The following is a 20,391-nucleotide window of genomic DNA, read 5'->3' on the forward strand; positions in this document are numbered from 1 at the left end:
GTCTCCGTGATTCTTCCGGTCCGCAATCGTGCCGCGGTGGTGGAGCGCGCGGTGCGCTCCGTGTGGGCGCAGACCTGGCAGGACTGGGAGCTTGTGGCCGTGGACGACGGTTCCGACGACGCCACCCGTACCGTGCTGGAGGACCTGGCGGCCCAGGAGCCCCGGATGCGGGTGCTGGTCACCCCGCCGCGTGGGGTGAGCCATGCCCGCAACCGGGGGGTGGAGGCAAGCGCCGGCGCGTGGATCGCCTTCTTGGATTCCGACGACCTGTGGCTGCCGCGCAAATTGGAGGCGCAGATGCGCTTTGTGGCGGACTCGGGGTTTTCGGCCTGCCAGACCGAAGAGATCTGGATCCGCCACGGCCGGCGGGTGAATCCGTGCCGCAAGCACGCCAAGCCTGCGGGATGGTTTTTGGAGCGGGCCGTGGCGCTCTGCCTGATCAGCCCGTCGTGCGTGCTCTTTTCCCGCGCCCTCTGGGAGCAGGTGGGGCCGTTCGACGAGGACCTGCCGGCGTGCGAGGACTACGCCTTGTGGCTGCGGCTGCTCCTCGTGGCCCCGGTGGGGCTTGTGCCCCAGGCCTTGGTGGTCAAGACCGGCGGCCATGCGGATCAGCTCTCCCGCCTTTTCGTGGGGCAGGACCGGTTCCGCCTGGAAGGCCTGCGCCGGGCCCTTGCCCGGGCGCAGCGCGCCGAAGACCGCCGCATCCTGGCTGCGGAAATGGTGCGCCGCGGCCGCATCTACCAGGCAGGCTGCCTCAAACACGGCCTGGTGGACGAGGCCGTGCTCGTCGGCCAGTGGATGGATGCGGCCCGCGCCGGCAAGGAGGCTTAGGGGCCGATCTCCCGCTTGGTGATGGCCTCCTGCCCCTGGCGCTGCTCCTGCGCCTGCCGTTCCCGGCTTAGGCGCCGATCTCCCGCTTGGTGATGGCCTCGGCCTTGATGCGGTCGAGGAGCTCCGCCAGGGCGGGCTTGACGTTTTCGCGGACGTCTCCGGCCACGATGAGAAAGAGCAGGTCGTCACCCACCTGCAGCACTCCTTCCTTGGCCTCCACCACGACGCGGAAGATGCCGGGCCGGGCTTCGATTTCCTTGCGGATGGCCTCGATCTTGGCGCGGTCCGGATGGACTTCCACCTGGGTGACGGCCGCGCCGTCCTTGCGCGACCAGGCGCGGACCACGCCGTTATGCACGAGGATCATGCCCACGTGCTCGGCGAAGCCGGGTTCCTGCTTCAATTGGGCGATGGTGCGGGTGATGTCCATGATGCCTCCGTGGGTTCAGGGGAGTTCCGTGAGGTGCTGGCGGACAAAGTCCAGGCTGGGGTCGATGGTGAGCGCTCGGGTAAGGATTTGCCGGGCAAGGGTCGTATGGCCGAGAAGTTTGTGGCAGACGCCGAGATTGGCCAGGTCCATGACCGAGCCGCTGTCGAGCTCCAGGGCCAGCTCGAAATTGGCCGCTGCCGCGGCGTACTGGCTCTCTTTGAAGTAGGCCACGCCGCGCAGGTTGTAGTATTCCTTGACTTCAGGGCACGCGTCGATGGCCCGGTCCAGGATGGGGATGGCCTCGCTCCAATGCCCTTCCTGGGTGAGGGCGTAGGCCTGGTAGAAGGCGGCAAGTCCCCGGTCGTCGGCGTCTTCCTGCAGGGGTTCGGCCTGGGCGAAGAGCTGGGCCGCCCGGGGAAGATCTCCTTGCCGCAACGCCACGAGGCCGTGGAAAAAGGGCAGGTACGGCGCATCCGGCCACAAGGATTCCAGGGTCTGAAGTCCGGCCTTGGCGGCCTCGGGATCCACTTCCTCGGCCAAGACCCGGCCCACGAAAAGCCCTACCGACGCCCGGGGGGTGCGCTCGCGAAAGAGCAGTCCCGGGGCAAAGGTATAGGCCGTGGGAATGCCCAGGCGCGCATGGGTGGTGGCCACGGCCAGGGGAGGATGGCCGAGCTGGGCGAGCCCGCGCGCCAGGGTGCGCAGTTCCTCGGTGATGTCGTCGTGCGCGATATTGGGCAGGGTGTGGATGGAGACCAGGGGGCCTGCTTCCACCCAGGCGGTGTCTTCCAGACGGAAGAACTTGGGCAGCCCCGAGGCCTCGTAGTTGCTTTCAGTGATGAAATCCCCCGCCAGCTGCGCCACTTCCGTGAGCGCCCGGATGGCGGCCTTTTCGGGGGAGCTGGCAGTACCGGCGGTAAAGACGATCTCGCTTTGGAGTGGAAAGGTTGCCGGATCGTAGGCCAGGGCCGCCACGGTGGGTACGGGCATGCCCAGGGAAAAGTCCTTGAGCCAGACCCGGACTCCGGCAGCGGCGAACTTGGCGAGCAGCTCCCGCAGAACCGGATCCGTGGCGCTTTGGGGGTCGATGGTGGGCGTTTGCGGGCGGGTACGGTCCCACAGGCAGCACACGTGGCGTTCCACCAGTTCGCACACTCCCTGAAGGATCGCTTCTTCCATGGAGTTGCCCGCGCAGGAGCCGTTGAACTCATTGAGCTTCTTGAACCAGGTGATGGGCACCCACAGCGGACGCTCGCCGGCGAGGTCCGTTGCCTCGGCAAAGCGCCAGGGCACCAGGTCCAACGCAGCGCGTGCCGATTGCGCTGAGGCGGGGTCGGCCACGGAATGGAGGATCCATTCCACAGGGATGAGGTCTTTGCCGAAGCGGGCTTCGGCTTCGGACCAGGTGAGGCTGGGCACGTCGGCGTCTTCCCAGAAACTGAAAAAGCTGAAGCGCTCCACGAGCTCCATGAGGGCCGAGGCTTCGGCCTGTGCGGGCGAGGAGCCTTTGCCCATCTGTTTGCGGGTGGGCATGATCTTTCGGGCATGCTCGCCGCAGACGGACATGTACACAGGGATCCCCAAGCGTCCGGTGTCCACACGGCGGGTTTCGGCCAGGACGTGCAGACCGCTCTGGGCCAGGGCGGCGCGGACCTCGGCCACGGTCTGGGCCGGGTCGCGGGTCTTGTCCAGGTCAGTGGTGAAGCCTTTGGGGCAGGGGCGAAGCTGGATCATATAAGTCTGCTTTGGTTGGAGGAGACAAAAAAAGGCCAGCGATGCTGGCCTCCAATCTTTTATGTGGAGCGGGAAACGGGATTTGAACCCGCGACTTCAACCTTGGCAAGGTTGCACTCTACCACTGAGTTACTCCCGCTCGGCGTGGAGGCGGCATCCAGATTTGAACTGGAGAATGGAGGTTTTGCAGACCTCTGCCTTACCACTTGGCTATGCCGCCTTGATGTGGAGCGGGAAACGGGATTTGAACCCGCGACTTCAACCTTGGCAAGGTTGCACTCTACCACTGAGTTACTCCCGCTCAACGGAGGTCGGTGTTTATAGAGCCTCGGCACCAGTGTCAACCGGATTTTTGTCGAATGTTCCCGGATTGTTGTCTGAGGGCGTGGCGGGATAGTACCCTCGGGGCGTCAGCACGTGCCTGCCCACCAGGCGCGAGGAGGAGCTTCCCACCAGCACGATGGTGCGCATGTCCACGCCGTGGGCGGTGGCCTTGGCGATGGTGGTGGTCCAGATGGTCTCCCCCTGCCGGTAGGCGTTGCGCACAAACCCCACGGGCGTGGTTGGCGGACGGTGGGCGGCGAGGATGCGCAGGGCTTCGGGGAGCAAGGTGGTGCGCCGGGTGGAGCAGGGGTTGTAGAGCACGGTGACGAAGTCGGCCTGGGCCGCGGCGAGGAGGCGGCGGCGGATGGTCGCTTCCGGGGTGAGCAGGTCCGAGAGGGAGATGACGGCAAAGTCGTGGGTGAGCGGCGCCCCGAGCCTGGCCGCGGCTGCAGCCAGGGCCGGGATGCCGGGGATCACCTCCCAGGGGATCTGCGCATGGCAGCCGCGGCGCTCCATGGTCTCGAGGATGAGCCCGGCCATACCGTAGATGCCGGCATCCCCCGAGGAGACCACGGCCGTGGCCGTGCCGTGCCGGGCGTGATCCACCGCGGCCTCGGCCCGGGCGCGTTCCTGACGCATGGGGGTCTCGACGATGGTTTTGCCCACAAGGAGCTCCGCAGGCACGAGGTCCAGATAGGTCCCGTAGCCCACGATGGCCTGGGCCCGGCTCAGGGCGTCTCGGGCAAGGGGGGGCAGAAGGCTTGGGTCTCCAGGTCCGAGTCCCACCACCCACAGGGGAGCTGGGCTGCGGCCACTGTCACCGGGCCGTGGATGGTCTTGGGGATGCGCAACCTGGCTTGGGGATGGCTGGCAAGGGCTGCAGCTTCGCATACGCTGGATACTCCCATGTGCTGGTAGACCCGCGCCGAAGGATGGGGCGCGGGCTGGGCAGAAAGGACGTCTGGGGGAAAGCACCGAAAAGGGACACCAAGGCTGCGTGCGGCCTCGTGCAGCCCCGGCTCCTGGGCCTTGGCGTCGATGCTGCACACCAGGGCCACGGCTTTGGGACTGAGGCCGTGGGCGCCGAGGGTGGCGGTGATGGCCTTCAGGATGTGACTGGCGGGCACACCGCGGCGGCAGCCCACGCCGATGGCCAGGCACGGGGGATGCAGGCGCAGGGCCGAGGCAGCGGTGGTCTCCGGCCCCACCCAGATGGCCGCAGCCTCCGGGGCGTCTGCCGGGGTGAGCAATGAACGGGCGTTTTCGGGAAGCTTCAGCCACCCTTCAGGGTCCCACAGGGCAAGGCGCTGGCCTTCCAGCCACGCCCCCTGCGTCCGGGCCAGGGCTTCGGGGTTGCCGATGGCAAGGCCGCTTTCGCGGGCAAGGAGGTCCAGGGCCGGGGTGCCGGTGCTCTCCGAAGCGGTGGTGATGACTTCCGTTGCCCCCAGGATCCGGGCCGCCGCTGAGGCCAGGGCGTTGGCCCCGCCCAGATGGCCGCTGACGAGACTGACCACGAAGCGGCCGGATGGGTCGCAGACCACCACCGCCGGGTCCTGGGTCTTGGTGCGCAGGTGCGGGGCAATGGCGCGCACGGCAATGCCGGTAGCGCCCACGAAGATATGCCCGGCAAAGGCGCGCCAGCTCTGCGCCATGGTTTCGGCCAGGCGCGTCATCTTCTCCATCCCAGGGCCGGCCAGGCGCGTCGGGGCGAAGAGGGTGGCCGCAAGCTGGGCGCCGAGGCGCTGGGCGATGGCAATGCCTTGCGAGCAAAAGCTGTAGATGGCCACCGGCTCCGGCGGCTTCCTGGTGGTGCGTTTCCGAAAGCCGTGGGCAAAGCCGGGGTCGTAGAGCCGGGAGGCCGGGTGCGGGGTTTCGTGTCCCGGAAGCACCAAGAAGACGGTCTGGCGGGTGAGGCCGCGGGCATCGGTCGGCAGATCCTGGAGCGTGGTCTTGCGGATCTCTTCTTCCGGGTGTCCCACGCGGGCCGCCACCACCACGGGGGTTTGCGGAGGAAGTCCGGCGCGGCTGAGCTGTTGTGCCAGTTCCTCGGCCTTGGGGGCGGAGAGGTAGACGGCCATGGCCGCCCGGGAGCGGGCAAGCAGCGTCAGGTCCTCTGCCGCAGGCACGGGGGTGCGGCCGGGCAGGCGGGTGAGGATGAGGCTTTGCGGGCCTTCGGGCAGGGTGAAGGCGACCTTGGCCGCGGCTGCGGCGGCAAAGGCCGCGGAGACCCCGGGCACCACCTCCCAGGGGATGCCTTCGGCGTCCAGCAGGCGGGCCTGTTCCGGCACCGTGCCGTAGAGACTGGGGTCGCCGGTGTGCACCCGGGCGACCATGAGGCCGGCGTGGGCGGCCTCGGCCATGATCCGGTGGGTCTCCTCGAGGGTGAGGGGCGCGGAATCCACCAGGCGCGCCTCGGGCTTGGCCCCTTCAAGCACGGCGCGCGGCACCAGGGAGCCAGCGTAGACGATGAGGTCGGCCAGGGCGATGACGCGCTGGCCGCGCACGGTGATGAGATCCGGTGCCCCGGGGCCGGCGCCCACGAAGATCACCTTGCCGCGGCAAGGGGTGCGGTCGGTCATGCGGGCTTCTCCATGAGGGCGAGAAAGACGGGGTTGGCGGGCACCAGCCGCGTGCCGCCTGCCAGGGGCTCGGCGTGGCTGTGCTGGAGGTGGTGGAGGCTGAGGGTGAGACCCAGACGCGGGGCGTGCTGGCGAAGCATCTCCAGGACCTCCAGGCGGACGAAGCTTGCCACCATGCGGCCGCCCGGGCGCAGGCATTGGCGCAACACCTCCAGATTGCAGGCGGTGATGCCGCCGCCCCAGAAGATGTGGCTTGGGCGCGGCAGGGTGGGCGCGGTCTGGGCCATGGGGCCGGGGACGACCTCCACCATCCAGGCGCGGGCGTGGATGCGGTTGGTGTGGATGGCCGCCAGGCGCTGGGGAGAGTGCTCCAGGGCGAAGACCATGCCGTGGGAAATGCGCGCCGCGGCCTCCAGGGCCATGGTGCCGGCGCCGGCACCTGCGTCCCAGAACACGGCCTGCGGCCCTGGGGCAAGCAGGGCCATGGCCAGGGCGCGGGTGGCGGTCTTGGAGATGGTGCCGTCGTGGCTGAGGGGCACACCGTCCACGCTGGGCGCTGGCCCTGGGCCGAGGCGCTCTGCGAGCACCACGTTGGGCTGCCGGAAGGAGGCGTGGGCCGCCGCGGCTGGAGAAAGATGCTGGATGCGTTCCTCGGCAAGGCCCAGGCATTCGCCCACGTGGAGTATGAAGGACTCATCCGCGCCGCGCTCGGCAAGGAGCGTCCCGATCCAGGCGGGATCGTGCTTGGGGTCGGTGAGGACGAAGCTCTCCTGGGCGTGGGTGAGGCTTGCCAGGAGGGCGAAGACGTCGTCCCTTCCGTGGAGACTGGTGACTCGCCACTTCCACCAGGGGCGCTTCAGGGCGGCGGCCAAAAGCTGCAGGCAGGCAGGCGCTGGGTGCACGGTGGTGGGGCATTGGCAAAGATGGGGAAGCAGGGAGGCGCCGAGGCCGAAGAACAGGGGATCGCCGTTGGCCACAACGACGATGCCTTGGCCTTGCGTGGAGAGCTCCCGCAGCTGGCGTCCCAGGGCCGCCATGTCCCGGCCCATGGGCAGGCGTTTTTCCTCGGGGACGCCCAGGGCGTCCAGGATGGCCGGGGCCCCTGCCACGTGCGCCGCGGTCCTCAGGAGCTCTGCGTCTTCGGCGGGCAGCGTCTTTCCCGCAGCGATGCCGACAAGATGGATCATGGGGTGCTCCACTGCGCAAGGAGGGTCCCGTCCAGGGCAAAGAGGCTGTAGGTCAGCTCCAGGGGCGCGCGGGCAAAATCGCGGGCGTGGCGGGCGGCTTGGGCCATGAGGGCGCGGTAGAGTTCCGGGGCTTGGGCATGGCCGCGGAGCATGTCGGAAGCTGCCAGGGCCGTGGGGGCGGAGGCAAGCGGCAGGTCGATGCCGCGCTCGCGGGCAAGGCGGGCAAGGAGATCCAGGTCCACGGGCCCGAAGTGGGCGTGGGTGCACGGCATGCCTTGGGCCTGCTTGAGGAGCTTTCCCAGAAAAAGCGCCCAGTGCACGTGGGCGAATCCCTGACGGGCCGCCTCGCGCAGGGCGAAGGCCACGTGGTCGGCCACCTGCACGGCGGACGCAGGCGCCGGGAAGTGGGCGCGGAAAAAGCGTTCGGACCTGCTGCCGGTGGTATAGAGCACCTGCTTGGCTCCTGCGGCCCGGGCCACGGCGAGCTCGGTGTGGATGGTGGCCCGCCAGGCGCCGTGGCTGAAGGGTTTGACCGTGCCGCGGGTGCCGAGGATGGAAATGCCCCCCAGGATGCCGAGACGCGGGTTCATGGTCTTCTGGGCTATGGCTTCGCCGTTTTCCACGCTGATGGTCACGTGCACGCCGCCGTAGGGGAGTACTTCGCGCACCGCTGCGGCAATCTGCCTGCGGGGGGCGGGGTTGATGGCCGCTTCGCCCACAGGGAGCACAAGGCCGGGGCGGGTGACGCGGCCCACTCCAGGGCCGCCGTGGATGAGCACTTCGGTGCCTGTGGGGTCCCAGGTGAGCTGGGCGTGGATGTGGGCCCCGTGGGTGGCGTCCGGGTCGTCGCCGGCGTCCTTGATGACCACGGCCTCCGCAGCGTCTGCAGTGCGCCGGAGGCATGCCACGGGGATGCGCAGCCTTCCGCCCGCAGGCAGGGGGACGTCCACCTCGGTGGGGGACGCCGTTTCCAGCACGAGCAGGGCCGCGGCCTTGGCCGCGGCCGCTGCTGCGGTGCCGGTGGTAAATCCCGTACGCAGGGCAGGACGCATGGGCGTGGGATTACTCTTTGGGATTGGGGAGCACGAGGTTGAGGATGACGCCGGTGATCCCCGCCAGGCCGATGCCGCTGATGGTCACCTCGCTGACGCCAAAACTCATGCCGCCGATGCCGAAGACGAGGATCACGGCCACGATGGCGAGGTTGCGGGCCTGCATGAGGTCTTCACCGGCCCGCACCAGGGTGTTGATGCCCACCACGGTGATGGCGCCGAAAAGCAGGATCATGATGCCGCCCATGACCGGCGCCGGGATGCTTTGCAGGCACGCGCCGAGCTTTCCCACAAAGGCGAGCAGGATGGCGGTGATGGCGGCCCAGGTCATGATGGCCGGGTTGAAGGCGCGGGTCAGGGCCACGGCGCCGGTGACCTCGGAGTAGGTGGTATTGGGCGGCCCGCCCAGGCAGGAGGCCAGCGTGGTGGCCAGACCGTCGCCGAGCATGGTGCGATGCACGCCGGGGTCTTTGAGAAAGTTCTTCCCGGTTACCGAGCTGATGGCCAGGATGTCGCCGAAATGTTCGATGGCCGGGGCGATGGCCACGGGCACGATGAAGAGCACGGCCTCCCAATTCCATTGCGGGAAGGTGAAGTTGGGGACCGCAAACCACGGCGCGGCGCTGATGGTATCGAAATGCACCATGCCGAGGAAAACGCTCACCACGTATCCGGTGACGATGCCCACCAGGATGGGGATGAGCTTGAGGATCCCACGACCGAGGAGTGACGCGGCGATGGTGGCCGCAAGGGCGATCATGGACACCGTGAGGGCGTCGGTGCGGGCAAAGAGTTCCGCGCTGCCATCGCCGGTCTTGCCCACGGCCATGAAGACCGCCACCTTGGCCAGGATGAGGCCGATGACCATGATCACCGGTCCGGTGACCACGGGGGGGAGCAACTGGTGCAGCACACCGACCCCGCGCCAGCGGATGAGCGCGGCGAGAAGCAGGTAGACCACGCCAGCCGCGGCAAGGCCGCTCAAAGTCTGCGGGATGCCCCAGGTCTGAGCCCCGTAGATGATGGGCGCGATGAAGGCAAAGGAAGACGCCAGGAATACCGGGACCTTTCCTTTGGTGATGACCTGAAAGAGCAGGGTGCCGGCCCCGGCGGTGAAGAGCGCCACGTTGGGGTCAAGCCCGGTCAAGAGGGGGACGAGGACCAAGGCGCCAAAGGCCACGAAGAGCATTTGGGCCCCCAGGAGGCAATCCTGGAACCGAAAGGAATACTCCGTGCTGCCGGTTGTCATGAGGGAACCTCACAGGGTTAAGGGTGGAACAAAAAAGCCGCCTCCAGGCGGCTTGGATTACTTGGTGCCGAAGATCTTGTCACCGGCGTCGCCAAGGCCGGGGAGGATGTAGCCGTGCTCATTGAGGCGTTGGTCGACGGCGGCCACGTAGATGTCCACGTCCGGATGCGCGCGCGTGATGCGGGCGATGCCCTCCGGCGCGGCCACCAAGAAGAGGCCGCGGATGCTGGTGCAGCCTGCCTTTTTGAGGCAGCGGATGGTGGCGTCCAGGGTGCCGCCAGTGGCGAGCATGGGATCGAGGATGATGGCCATGCGGTCCTCGATGTTTTTGGCCAGTTTCACGTAGTATTCCACGGGCTCCAGGGTGGCTTCGTTGCGGTAGAACCCCACGACGCTCACCTTGGCCCCGGGGATGAGGTCGAGCACCCCGTCGAGCATCCCCAAGCCCGCACGCAAAATGGGCACCACCGTCACTTTTTTGCCTTTGATGACGTCCACTTCCACTGGTCCCGCCCATCCCTGGATGATGCGTTTTTCCGTCTGGAAGTCTTTGGTGGCCTCATAGGTGAGCAGTCGCGCGACCTCGGAGGCGAGCTCGCGAAAATTCTTGGTGCTGATATCGTGTTTGCGAAGCAACCCGAGCTTATGTTGGATGAGCGGGTGTTCTGCGACATATACAGCCATGGGGAACCTCCAGGGGTGGGTTGCGGTCAAACCGGCTTTCGTTAGCCCAAGGCATCGTCCTGGGTCAAGAAGGCCTGCCGCAAAGCGGCGCGTCGGCGCGGCAGATGTCTTTCCTTTCGAGGAAAGCGCCTGTGGGCAGAGAACAGCACAAGGGGCGTCGGAAGACGCCCCCGGGAGCTATACCTGTGCCCCTTGGTGCTGCATGGCCTGTTCCCGCACCTTGGCCAAGATGTCTTCCTTGACCGCATGCATGCGGTCTGCGGCGTGGAGGAAAGCATCCAGCGGGATGGCGATGCGAAATCCCGGCTCCAGGGTGTATTCTTTGGTCTCGGGATTGACGCTGCCCAAGCGGGCGAATTCCATGCGGACGATGCCCTGGTGGATGTGGATGTTGGTCAGGCGTTCGGTGAACATGTCGAACATTGAGGGTCTCCTTATGTGAGGAAATGAAAGTGATTGCCCGGTTGGTTTTCGTGGCATCGTCGTTGGGAGGCGTCAAGGGGCGCTTTCGTCAATTGTCGCCAAGACGAATCGTTCGATGCTTCGCCACAGGTGCGCGATGCCCAGGCCGGTGCGGCTGGATACGGCAAGGGGCGGCTCTGGGGTCCCGAGGATGTCCGCCCAGCGTCGTGCAACCTGAGCGCGCTCTTTGAGAGACGTCTTGTCCACCTTGGTGAGTACGGGAAGGAGGGGGATATGGTGTTCTTGGGCGTAGGCGACCAGGTCCATGTCCAGTTGCTGCGGGGCAAGGCGGCTGTCGAGGAGCACCACCAGGGCGCGCAGGTGGGGGTTGTCCGTGAGGTAGGCGTGGATGAGGCGCGCCCAGGCATCGCGGTCGGCGTGGGAGGCGCGGGCATACCCGTATCCGGGTAGGTCCGCGAGATAGAAGTCCCCCGGAGTGACACGGTAGAGGTTGATGCTCCGGGTCTTTCCCGGGGTGCTGCTGGTCTTGGCCAGTGTCCGCCGTCCCGCCAGGGCATTGATGAGGCTCGACTTGCCGACGTTGGAACGTCCCGCCAGGGCCAGTTGCGGGGCATCGGGCAGCTGCATCTGGCGAGGGGTATAGATGGTAGATTCGAGAGTAAGGGTAGCGCGCATGGAAAGGGAAGGTGGTTGACGCTTCCTGGCCTATTGGGGCACAGGAAACGATATTGTATCGGGTCGCAAACGGAGAAGCTCATACAGTGCAACCCTACGGGGGGCAATCACAAAACCAACGGGGGAACCCATGCGGATGGGAAAGATTTTTGGATGGTGTCTGGTGGCATTGCTCGCGGCATGTTCTTCTTCGCCCCTCCAAGGCAAGGCAGTGGTATCCTCGGCGTCGTCATCGATGGAGTCCGGTCTGCGTCATGAGGCGACTGCCCAGGTGACGGTGCGCATCAGTCCCCAGGAGCTGCGCGGGGTTGTCGATCAGGAGGCGGAAATCTGGCGTCGGGGGCGGCAGGCGCTGATCGCCAAACTCGCCACCGAGTTCTTGATGCGGCGCATGGTGCTGCCCCTGCCGTCTTCTGCCAATACGTTTGGCGTCATGGATGCCTATACCCAAAAAGGCGCCATCGCTGCCGTGCGCGAGGAAGCCACCGGGGATGTTGTCCAGTCCTTTCAGGGGAGTTTGACGCTCGACGCGACGCAGGCGGCGATCGGTCGCGTGGTGGGCCTGGAAACGGACGGCTACATGGCCGGGAGCCAGCAGCGGGTGTACGTGGCCTTGCCTGGGCAGTCGGTGAGCCTGCCTGCTTACGTGGCCTTTTTGAAGGAGCAGTCAGGAGCCGGAGAGGGGTGGTACCGCCTGGGGGCCATCGGCGAGCTGATGCAGGCCAACGAGGCGCTCATGGACGGCAGCATCCCTGCAGTGCTCGGGAATGTGGAGATCATCATGGCGGATCGGGAGACCGAGGTGGGTGATCTGGCGGTGCTGCTTTTCGCTTCCGTGGAGGCACTGGAGCAGAAGCCCGCCGCTGCGGCGGCTTCGGACGAGGTGGTGGTCACGCCGCACTTCATGCCCACGGTGACCGAGCCGAAGATCAAGAAGTAGCTCATCCGTAGAAGTCCCATGGCGTTTGCGCCTGCGTGGATTTTGGGGGCCGTGGCCGGGGCCTACGGCCTTCATGTGCTGTGGCAGCCGCTGTGGGTCTCCATGGCGTTGGCAATCGCCCTTCTGTGGCGCATGGCGGTCGACCGCGGCCGCCTGCCGCTGCCTCCCCGAATCGTTCGTTGGACACTTGCCGCTGCGGCCATGGCTGCTGTGGTGGCCACCCATGGCCGTACCTTTGCCCTGGACGCGGGCACCGAGCTCTTGTGCTTGGCGGCGGGCCTCAAGGTACTGGAGGCCCAGAGCCGGCGGGACATGGTGCTCGTGGTGTTGGTGGCATACGTTTTGGCCGCCACCCACGTGCTTTTTGCCCAGCATTTGGCGGCAGCCGCCTCTATGCTGGCAAGCGTTGTGGTCTCCACGGCGGCCCTTGCCAGCCTGACGGCGCACCGTCCCTGGCGCGAGGACCTGCGTGTCGGCGCCTGGGTGGTGCTGCAAGCCCTTCCCTTGGGGCTTCTGGCCTTTGTGGCCATCCCTCGCCTGTCCGCAGGGGTGGTGGGCCTGCCGCTGGGCCGTGCCCCGCAGGGCGTCACCGGGCTGGCGGAGACGGTCCAGCCCGGAAGTATCGGTCGCCTCGCCCAATCCTCGGAACTGGCCCTGCGGGTGGCCATGGACGGGGAAATCCCGCCCCGAACCGATTGGTATTGGCGGGCCATCGTGCTCGACAGCGTGGATGCCGATGGGGTGTGGACCCAGCGCCGCACTCCAATGCTCTGGCAGGACCCGCCGCCGGCCCGTTGGCAGGGGAGGGTGACCTTGGAGCCCCACCACTTGCCGTGGCTCGTCAGCCTGGATGTCCCCACTGCGGCCCCGCCTGGGGCCCGGCTGGATCAATGGGGCCGGGTGCGCTGGTCGCAGCCCGTGCGCGACCGCCTCGTGTATGCGTGCAGCAGTGCCTCGGTTTCGCCCCCATGGGACGGGGATCCCGGCTGGACGATGCTGCCTCCCCGGCTCGCCCCACGCACCCGTCAGCTTGTGGCCACGTGGCAGGGCGGCCCTGAGGCCGTGGCGCAGGCGGCCCTGGCCTTCTTTGCCCAAGGCGGCTTTCGCTACACCCTGGATCCCGTGGCTGTCACGGGCGACCCAGTGGACGGCTTCATGTTCGAGACCCGCGAGGGCTTTTGCGAGCACTACGCCGCGGCCTTGGCGGTGATGCTGCGTGCCGCGCGCATCCCGGCCCGGGTGGTGGCCGGATACCTGGGCGGCGAGGTCAATGCGGTGACCGGGCATGTCACCGTGCGTCAGTCCGATGCCCATGCCTGGGTGGAGGCGGTGCTGGATCCAACGCGCGGCTGGCAGCGTCTGGACCCCACTCTGGCAGTGGCCCCGGAACGTGCCTTGCGTGCTCTTGCCCAAGGGGTGGGGGCCATTCGTCCGCGCCTGGAGCCTGTGGGGCTGCACTGGCTGCGCATGGTTTGGGATGCGGCGGACCATACCTGGAGCCATTGGGTGCTCGATTTCACGGCCGAGCGTCAGCGGCGGCTCGCTGCGGCGTTGGCGAAGCGGCTGCCGGTGGGGGCAGCGGCGGGGGTCGTTCTCGTTTTGGGGGTGCAGGTGGCTGGCTGGTGGCGCCGGCGCCGGCGCACGGACGATCTCGCCGCAGCGTATGCCGATGTGCGGCGCTGGCTTGGCCGCCAGGGCATGCATTGCCCGGCGTGGGAAGGGCCGCGCTCCCTGAGGCGCCGGGTGGAGGCGGAGCTTCCGGCGGCGGCCCCCTGGGTGGGGGAGCTCCTTGGCCGCTATGAGCTCTTGCGCTATGGCGGGTCTGCGGATGCGGCCGCCGCAGCGCAACTGCGCCGGGAAATTCGCCGCCGCACACGGAGAATCTCATGAAAGACAACGACCAGTATTTGCCGGTGCTCCCGCGTTTGCAGGAGCAGGATACCGAGCGCCGCTACCAGCAGGCCAAGGAATATTTTCGCCAATCTACCGGGGCGGCTGCCCGGGTGAATGCCGCTTTGGTGGTGTGTGTGGGCGTGTACCTGGTGCGTCTGGCACGATTGGTGTGGGAGGGGCTGCGGGTGGCGTGGGCCCGTTGGCGGAGGTAGCCGGTGCTCGTGGCCGTGCTTGCGGACGTCCACGCCAACCTGGAGGCCCTGCAGGCCGTCTGGGCGGACCTTACCGCCTGCGGCGCGGACCAGGTGGTCTGTTTGGGGGATCTGGTAGGCTACGGCCCGGACCCCGAGGCCGTGGTGCGCTTTGTCCAGGAGCATCCGGTTACCTGCTGCCGCGGCAATCATGACCAGGCCGTGGTCTGTCCGGCATCGGCCATGCATTTTCATCCCCAGGCCCGCCTCACCTTGCCGGTGGTGGCGGGTCTGCTTTCCGAGTCTTCGCGGGCGTATCTGGAAGGGCTTCCCCGCAGCCTTAAGTTTCAGGGCGCCTACGGCGTGCACGGATTCCCGCCGGAAGACGTGTTCACCTATCTGCACGATGTGGACGACACCCAGGTGGCGGCGTGGGCGGCCCGAAGGCCGCTCACCTTCGTCGGCCACACCCATGCCCTGGCCTGGCTGGAGGTGTCCGGCCGCGAGGTGGTCCGGCACCCGCTTGCGCCGGGCGCGGTGATACGTCTCAAGTCTCCATCTTTGATCAATGTGGGCAGTGTGGGGCAGCCCCGGGACGCGACCCGGGATGCCAAGTACGTGCTCTGGCACGTGGAGGCGTCCCAGATCCAGGTGCGGGCCGTGCCGTACCCGGCGCAGCGTACCGCGGCCAAGATCCGGGCCCGAGGGCTCCCGGAGGCCTACGCCCGGCGGCTGTTATGAAAACCATCGGCCCCTATCCCATTGTCGGCCTGTTGGGGCGTGGGGGCACTGCCGTGGTGTACCGGGTGGTGCATCCCCGGTTAGGCTTTCCCATGGCCCTCAAGTGGCTGCGTCCCCGCCCTCTTTTGCTCGACCTTTGGGGGGAGGCGGAGGTGCGGCGGCGTTTTGCCGCGGAGGCCGAACTCTTGGGCCGTTTGCGCCACCGGCATTTGGCCATGGTGTACGACGTGGGAGAGCATCAGGGGTGGCCCTATCTGCTGGTGGAATATCGCTGTGTCCACTTGGGCTTGGTCTTGGGGGAACCCTTGGCCGCGGACGGCCCGTGCCGCGCGCTGGAGCCTGGGTGGGCCCTGCGGGTGGCGCGGCAGATCCTGGGCGTATTGGGGATGCTCCACGCCCAGGGGCTCGTGCACCGGGACGTACAGCCTGCCAATGTCCTGCTCACCGAGGACGGGGACGTGCGCCTCATCGATTTGGGGTTGGTCTTGCGGCCAGGGCACGGCGAACAGGTTCCGCCCCAGTTGCAGGTGGGCACCCCCTTTTATGCGGCCCCGGAGCAGGAGAAGGCCCCCGGCGCTGTCGGCCCCGCGGCGGATCTCTATGCCGTGGGGGTGCTCGTGCATCGTATGGTGAGTGGCCATCTCCCGGACGGGCCGGGCCGCATGCACCCGCATTCGCTCTTCACTGCGCCGTGGCAGCGGTTTTTCGCCACTGCCCTGGCGGTGGACCCACGGCGGCGTTTTGCCTCTGCCGGGCAGATGGACGAGGCGGTGGCGGCGCTGGAGGCAGCGTGGCGCACCCAACAGGAGGCCGCGTGTGCTTTGGAGACTCCGGCGCAAGGTATTGAGGCCGCGAGCGTGCGCCACGTCCCCATCCGTACCGGGGTGCGGCCCCGGCAGCCCTTTGGGTTCCTCGATGCCTTGGGAAGACCCCACGGTGCGCCGGCCTCGCTGACGCACAAAGACGACGGCTTGTGGGACGCCGAGGCGGGGCTTCTCTGGCAACCGCGGGTTTCTGCGTGGGCCATGACCTGGGAAGAGGCCCACCGGTTTGCGGCCGAAGACGGCTGGCGGCTGCCTACGGTGGAGGAAGGGGCGCGCCTTCTTGGACAGAGCCACTGCCCCATGTGGCCGGCGCTGCCCCACGTGGCGTGGCTGTGGACCGCGGATCGGCGCAGTTTTACTTCCGCATGGTGCTTGGACGCGCGCGGCGGCGCCGTGACCTGGCAGGACTGCGGCCCTGTGGGCTGTCTTGCCCATGTGCTTGGGGTGCGCGGCCCTTTTTAGCCGTCTAGCCGTCCAGATGGACTCCCCACTGGTGGCGCAGCTGCTGTTCCGGCAGCTGCCACAGCCGTTGGTGGAGGGTGTGCATGCGTTCGGGGTCGAAGAGCAGCTCTTCGCGCTCCGCGGGCGAGAGGGCCTTGGGGCCGTGGGTGAGGGCGCGCTCCACCAATGCGTCGCGGCGGGCGGCGATGCTCGGGGCAAGGGTGCGGGGGGCACGCAGCAAGGCCCGGTGCAGCAGGTTGATCTCCGGGTCTGCCACCGCGCGCACGAATCCGGCCTCCGGACTTATGCCCAGACGGGGACGCTGACTTGCCACTTCCTCCAGATAGCTCTCGATGTCCTGGTACTCTTGGGGAAGCTGGACTTCTTCCGGGGTGCAGAAGATGCGCAGGCGGCGGAGCAATCGTCCGGCCTCGGCCCGGCTCGAAATCATGGACACCGGGATGGAGAGCACGAGGGAAAACACGAGGGGCGAGATCCACCAAAAGAAGGTGGGATTGATGACGAGCATACTCCCCCCCCAAAGAAGCGCCAGCAGGGTGCCGCCGCCGTGGAAGCGCAGGGCGTCGAGGAAGGGGGTGCCTTGGTCGTCACGCTGCTGGGTGCCCCAGCCGATGCCCCGGCCCAGAAGGGTGAGGAAGACGAACTTGCTGTGAAAGAGCATGCGGATGGGGGCCAGAAGGGTGGAGAGCAGTACCTCGGTCAGGACGCTGCCCGCCAGGGCGAAGAGCCCGCCAAAGAGCCGGCGCCGGCCTTGGATCACGGCCAGGAGCAGGGCGCAGACTTTGGGCAGGAAGAGCACGGCGGCGGTGGCACCAAGGAGGGTGAGGGCGGGCCAGGGGTCCCACACCGGCCAGGACGGGAAGAGGGTCTTGGTGGAGGTGGGAAAATAGATGGGAGTGCGCACCGCCTCCACCACGGCCTCGGCGGTGGACAGGGCAAGGAGCAGAAACCACAGCAGCGCCGAGCCGTAGCTCATGACGCCATTGAGGAACAAGGCACGGTGCCCGGGAAAGATGCCGCGGGTGAACACCAGCCGCAAATGCTGGAGATTCCCCTGGCACCAGCGGCGGTCGCGTTTGAGCTCGTTGAGCAGATTGGGCGGGACCTCTTCGTAGGAGCCTTCCAGGTCGTAGGCCAGCCACACGGCGTAGCCCGCACGGCGCATGAGGGCCGATTCCACGAAATCATGGGACATGATGTCGCCGCCCAAGGGCGGCTTGCCGGGGAGCCGTGGCAGGGCGCAATGGCGCATGAACGGGGCCACGCGGATGATGGCGTTGTGTCCCCAGAATTGGGCGTCTCCCAAGAACCAATGGTGCAGGCCCGCTACGTACATGGGGCCGTAGAGCCGGTTGGCGAATTGTTGGGCGCGGGCGATAAGGGTTTCCCGGCCTGTACATGCCGGGGCGGTCTGGAGGATGCCGATGGTGCGGCGGCGCTCCATGATGCGGACCAGCTCCACGAGGGTGCTTCCGGTCATCACGGAATCGGCATCGAAGACCACCATGTAGGTGTAGTGGGCGCCGAAGCGACGGCAAAAATCCGCCACATTGCCGCTTTTGCGTTTCAAATTGATGCGCCGGCGGCGGTAGAAGATGCGGCCTTCAGCATCGAGGCTGGTGGTGAGCTGCCGCCACATGGCCTCCTCCTGCACCCAGCGCTCAGGATCGTTGGAATCGCTGAGGATATGGATGTCGAAGCGGTGGTGGGGATCGGCGCGCTCAAGGGAGAGCCACACGGCGCGGATGCCTGCCTGGATGCGTACGGAGTCTTCATTGCAGATGGGAAAGAGGATGGCGGTGCGTACATGCGGGCGGATAGGGGCGTCGTCGGGGCGTGGCCGGGTCACGGCGAAGGGGTCGTGGCCGCGCACCAGCGTCCAGAATCCGGCCATGGCGGTCCAAAACCCCAAGGAAATCCACACAAAGAGCACCCCGTACACCACGAGGATGGCGGCCTCCAGGGCAGTGCCCCCACCGTGGGGGAGGAGGGAGCCCATGATGCGCGCTGCCAGGATCGCCGGGAGCACCACCAAGGCGATGAGCAGCCAGCGCCGCCGTGCAGCCACGCGGCGCCACGGCATGTGGAGGTATTCGCGGGAAGCAAAGGTGGCCATAGATTATGGGGTGGGCGCCAGGCCCAGGGCGTGGAGGATGATGGTGATGATGGCCCAAAATACCGCGTCGGCCCAGGCAGAATGGAACACCCAGGCGGCGACGATATATGCGGGTGTGCCGTAGCGCTGGACGAATCGCACCCAGGGGCGGCGGTCCATGGGTTCGGGCCGCATGTGCCGGCGCAGGAGCTTCGGCCCGGGATGCACCTCCGGCAGCACCACATGGCGCACCAGGATTTCCTGCAAAAGCTCCATGGCCCGTGCCTGGGCCTCGTCTGCAGGGAGCGGCAGCTCCATGGTCAGGCGGCGCAAGGTGCGCAGGGCGAGCTCATGGCGTCGGGTCTCGGGGATGGGCAGGGCCCGCAGGTAGATGGAAAGACGCCGGCCTGCGGCCTCGAGCACGGCTTCTGCTGTGGTCATAGCTTGCAGGCGTAGCTCCAGGTTTCCGAAATGGGCGTGATGCCGTGCAGGAGGATGACCCGCATCTCGGTGTCGGGCTGTTTGTCGGGCAGCATGCGGGCAAGGGGGGAGTCTTTGTCCGTGGTGACTTCAAACACTACGCGGAAGCCTCCGGTTTCGGGGTTGCGCGTGATGTGCTTGTCGGTGACTCGGCCGCCCTCGCCCACCCAGATGGAGGCGTCGAGCACGGCATCGGCGGGGAGCGTCTGGAGGACTGGGCCGGCAAAATCCAGGGCAAACATCCGGCTCCCTTTGGTCCGTCCCTGGCCGGTGCGCGTGGCCGTGACTGCGGCGAGCGGCGGCAGCACCGCCTGGGCAGCGCACCAGCGCATGCGGTAGGAAACGGCAAACGGTTTGCCCGCTTCCACGGGGGTGGCAGGTTTCCAGTAGGCAACGATGTTGTCGTGGATTTCTTCAGGCGAAGGGATCTGCACCAGCCGGACTTCCCCAGGGCCCCAATCGCCCTTGGGTTCGATCCAGACGCTGGGGCGCTTGTGGTAGAACGCTTCCAGGTCCTGGTAATGGTCAAAAAGGGTGTCCCGCTGCAGCAGGCCAAAGCCCCGTAGTCCGGGGGCTTCGAAGACGTTGACCGTAAGATTGGTGGGGTTGCGCAGGGGGCGCCAGATCCATTCGCCGTTGGCCAGATGGATGGCGAGCCCGTCGGAGTCGTGCACCTCGGGCCGGAAGTCGTCGAAGGTGCGCGGCCAGGTGTTTTCGCCAAAGATGAACATGCTGGTCAGGGGGGCGAGGCCCACATGGGTGAGCGTGGCGCGCGGATAGAGGACGGCGTCCACATCAATGATGGTCTCGGCGCCTGGGGTGGCCACAAATCGGTAGGCGCCGGTCGTCCTCGGGCTGTCCAGCAGGGCAAAGATGGTGATGGTCTTGTCTTTTTTCTTCGGTTCTTGGATCCAGAAGGTGCGGAAGAAGGGGAACTCTTCCCCGGAAGGCTCTGCGGTGTCGATGGCCAGCCCCCGCGCCGAGATGCCGTAGTGCTGCCCTTGGGCCACGGCCCGGAAATAGCTCGCCCCGAGAAAGACGAGGAACTCGTCCTTGTAGGTCTTGGTGTTGATGTCGGTATGCACCCGAAACCCGGCGTAGGCGAGTTCCGGGAGGTTTTTGGGGGCGATGCCGGTTTTTCCGTAATCGAAGGATTCGGTTCGGAAGGGGACGAGGGTGGCGGTATTGTTATTCAGGATGAAGATGTCCACCGCGCGGTCGTAGAGCATGCCGGGATGAAAGAATTGGACCTCAAAGGGAAGCTTGGCGCTGCGCCACAGGCTTTCTTCCGGGCGGAAGCGGATGTCCCGCCATGCGTCATAGCTCAGCTGGGCGAGTGGGGTGGGGAGGGCGAGGCGCTGCTCTCCATGCGGGGCTTGGGCCAATTGTCGGGCCTGTTCTTGCAAGGCTTCCCACGAGAAATCCGCGGCATGGGCATACGTGGCCCAACACAGCAGCACGACCAAGACAGCACGAAAGGACACAATGGGTCTCCTTGAAGGATGGTGAAGACGGCAGACGGCGCAGCAACCGGCGTCTCTCCGGCATCCGCTCTTTGGGGTGTTCTTGGTTCGGCGTCAAGAGGTGGGGGCGCTGG

General features: G+C 66.9%; 19 protein-coding genes and 3 tRNA genes. 6 read left to right on the forward strand and 16 right to left on the reverse strand.

Annotated features, from left to right (window positions below):
* Positions 1-6: 6 nt before the first annotated feature.
* Positions 7-831 (forward strand): glycosyltransferase family A protein, encoded by an 825-nt coding sequence (locus tag QMF81_RS06085; RefSeq protein WP_281749840.1) that lies wholly within the window; start codon positions 7-9, stop codon positions 829-831.
* Positions 832-898: 67 nt separating this feature from the next.
* Here QMF81_RS06085 and QMF81_RS06090 read toward each other — a convergent pair whose 3' ends face one another.
* From QMF81_RS06090 to yihA, 13 genes are all read right to left on the reverse strand, one after another.
* Positions 899-1,261 (reverse strand): molybdenum cofactor biosynthesis protein MoaE, encoded by a 363-nt coding sequence (locus QMF81_RS06090; protein WP_281749841.1) that lies wholly within the window; start codon positions 1,259-1,261, stop codon positions 899-901.
* Between the two features lie 15 nt (positions 1,262-1,276).
* On the reverse strand, positions 1,277-2,995 hold the full coding sequence (locus QMF81_RS06095) for a YcaO-like family protein (RefSeq protein WP_281749842.1): 1,719 nt from the start codon (positions 2,993-2,995) through the stop codon (positions 1,277-1,279).
* 64 nt (positions 2,996-3,059) lie between these two features.
* Positions 3,060-3,134 (reverse strand) — tRNA-Gly (locus tag QMF81_RS06100).
* A gap of 6 nt (positions 3,135-3,140) precedes the next feature.
* Positions 3,141-3,215 (reverse strand) — tRNA-Cys (locus QMF81_RS06105).
* A gap of 6 nt (positions 3,216-3,221) precedes the next feature.
* Positions 3,222-3,296: transfer RNA gene (locus QMF81_RS06110), tRNA-Gly, on the reverse strand.
* 17 nt (positions 3,297-3,313) lie between these two features.
* Positions 3,314-4,105, reverse strand: a complete 792-nt coding sequence (gene cobJ, locus QMF81_RS06115; protein ID WP_281749843.1) for a precorrin-3B C(17)-methyltransferase — start codon at positions 4,103-4,105, stop codon at positions 3,314-3,316.
* Complete coding sequence (gene cobM / locus QMF81_RS06120; protein ID WP_281749844.1) at positions 4,048-5,898, reverse strand: precorrin-4 C(11)-methyltransferase; 1,851 nt, start codon at positions 5,896-5,898, stop codon at positions 4,048-4,050. The genes cobJ and cobM overlap by 58 nt, the downstream gene beginning before the upstream one ends.
* Positions 5,895-7,085 carry a precorrin-6y C5,15-methyltransferase (decarboxylating) subunit CbiE gene (gene cbiE, locus QMF81_RS06125; protein ID WP_281749845.1) on the reverse strand — a complete coding sequence of 397 codons (1,191 nt, stop codon included), beginning with the start codon at positions 7,083-7,085 and terminating at the stop codon, positions 5,895-5,897. Before cbiE ends, cobM begins: the two co-directional genes overlap by 4 nt.
* Positions 7,082-8,137: a cobalt-precorrin-5B (C(1))-methyltransferase CbiD gene (gene cbiD / locus QMF81_RS06130; RefSeq protein WP_281749846.1), complete on the reverse strand. Its 1,056-nt coding sequence runs from the start codon at positions 8,135-8,137 to the stop codon at positions 7,082-7,084. The genes cbiE and cbiD overlap by 4 nt, the downstream gene beginning before the upstream one ends.
* Positions 8,138-8,147: 10 nt before the next feature.
* The gene (locus tag QMF81_RS06135) at positions 8,148-9,386 is read right to left on the reverse strand and encodes a uracil-xanthine permease family protein (RefSeq protein WP_281749847.1); all 1,239 of its coding nucleotides are present in this window, start codon (positions 9,384-9,386) and stop codon (positions 8,148-8,150) included.
* Positions 9,387-9,443: 57 nt separating this feature from the next.
* The gene (upp, locus tag QMF81_RS06140; protein ID WP_281749848.1) at positions 9,444-10,070 is read right to left on the reverse strand and encodes a uracil phosphoribosyltransferase; all 627 of its coding nucleotides are present in this window, start codon (positions 10,068-10,070) and stop codon (positions 9,444-9,446) included.
* Between the two features lie 177 nt (positions 10,071-10,247).
* Positions 10,248-10,493, reverse strand: coding sequence for a hypothetical protein (locus QMF81_RS06145; RefSeq protein WP_281749849.1), 246 nt, complete (start codon positions 10,491-10,493; stop codon positions 10,248-10,250).
* A gap of 72 nt (positions 10,494-10,565) precedes the next feature.
* A complete protein-coding gene (gene yihA, locus QMF81_RS06150) occupies positions 10,566-11,168 on the reverse strand; it encodes a ribosome biogenesis GTP-binding protein YihA/YsxC (RefSeq protein WP_281749850.1) in 603 nt (200 codons plus the stop codon).
* Between the two features lie 136 nt (positions 11,169-11,304).
* On the opposite strand from yihA, the gene QMF81_RS06155 reads away from it, so the two are divergent.
* The 5 genes from QMF81_RS06155 to QMF81_RS06175 are packed head-to-tail and all read left to right on the forward strand — an operon-like array spanning position 11,305 to position 16,219.
* Complete coding sequence (locus QMF81_RS06155; RefSeq protein WP_281749851.1) at positions 11,305-12,108, forward strand: hypothetical protein; 804 nt, start codon at positions 11,305-11,307, stop codon at positions 12,106-12,108.
* Between the two features lie 18 nt (positions 12,109-12,126).
* Positions 12,127-13,998 (forward strand): DUF3488 and DUF4129 domain-containing transglutaminase family protein, encoded by a 1,872-nt coding sequence (locus QMF81_RS06160; protein WP_281749853.1) that lies wholly within the window; start codon positions 12,127-12,129, stop codon positions 13,996-13,998.
* A complete protein-coding gene (locus QMF81_RS06165) occupies positions 13,995-14,213 on the forward strand; it encodes a hypothetical protein (protein WP_281749854.1) in 219 nt (72 codons plus the stop codon). Before QMF81_RS06160 ends, QMF81_RS06165 begins: the two co-directional genes overlap by 4 nt.
* Before the next feature lie 3 nt (positions 14,214-14,216).
* The gene (locus QMF81_RS06170) at positions 14,217-14,933 is read left to right on the forward strand and encodes a metallophosphoesterase family protein (RefSeq protein WP_281749855.1); all 717 of its coding nucleotides are present in this window, start codon (positions 14,217-14,219) and stop codon (positions 14,931-14,933) included.
* Positions 14,930-16,219 carry a protein kinase gene (locus QMF81_RS06175; protein WP_281749856.1) on the forward strand — a complete coding sequence of 430 codons (1,290 nt, stop codon included), beginning with the start codon at positions 14,930-14,932 and terminating at the stop codon, positions 16,217-16,219. The genes QMF81_RS06170 and QMF81_RS06175 overlap by 4 nt, the downstream gene beginning before the upstream one ends.
* Before the next feature lie 4 nt (positions 16,220-16,223).
* Here the strand turns inward: QMF81_RS06175 and mdoH are convergent, their stop codons facing one another.
* Genes mdoH through QMF81_RS06190 form a run of 3 tightly spaced genes read right to left on the reverse strand, consistent with a single transcriptional unit; the run spans position 16,224 to position 20,278 of the window.
* Positions 16,224-18,335: a glucans biosynthesis glucosyltransferase MdoH gene (gene mdoH / locus QMF81_RS06180; protein WP_281749858.1), complete on the reverse strand. Its 2,112-nt coding sequence runs from the start codon at positions 18,333-18,335 to the stop codon at positions 16,224-16,226.
* 3 nt (positions 18,336-18,338) lie between these two features.
* A complete protein-coding gene (locus QMF81_RS06185; protein WP_281749859.1) occupies positions 18,339-18,755 on the reverse strand; it encodes a hypothetical protein in 417 nt (138 codons plus the stop codon).
* Complete coding sequence (locus QMF81_RS06190; RefSeq protein WP_281749860.1) at positions 18,752-20,278, reverse strand: glucan biosynthesis protein; 1,527 nt, start codon at positions 20,276-20,278, stop codon at positions 18,752-18,754. Before QMF81_RS06190 ends, QMF81_RS06185 begins: the two co-directional genes overlap by 4 nt.
* Between the last annotated feature and the right edge of the window lie 113 nt (positions 20,279-20,391).

The sequence above is a fragment of the Thermodesulfomicrobium sp. WS genome (assembly GCF_027925145.1).
In the GTDB taxonomy this organism is placed as follows: Bacteria; Desulfobacterota; Desulfovibrionia; order Desulfovibrionales; family Desulfomicrobiaceae; genus Thermodesulfomicrobium.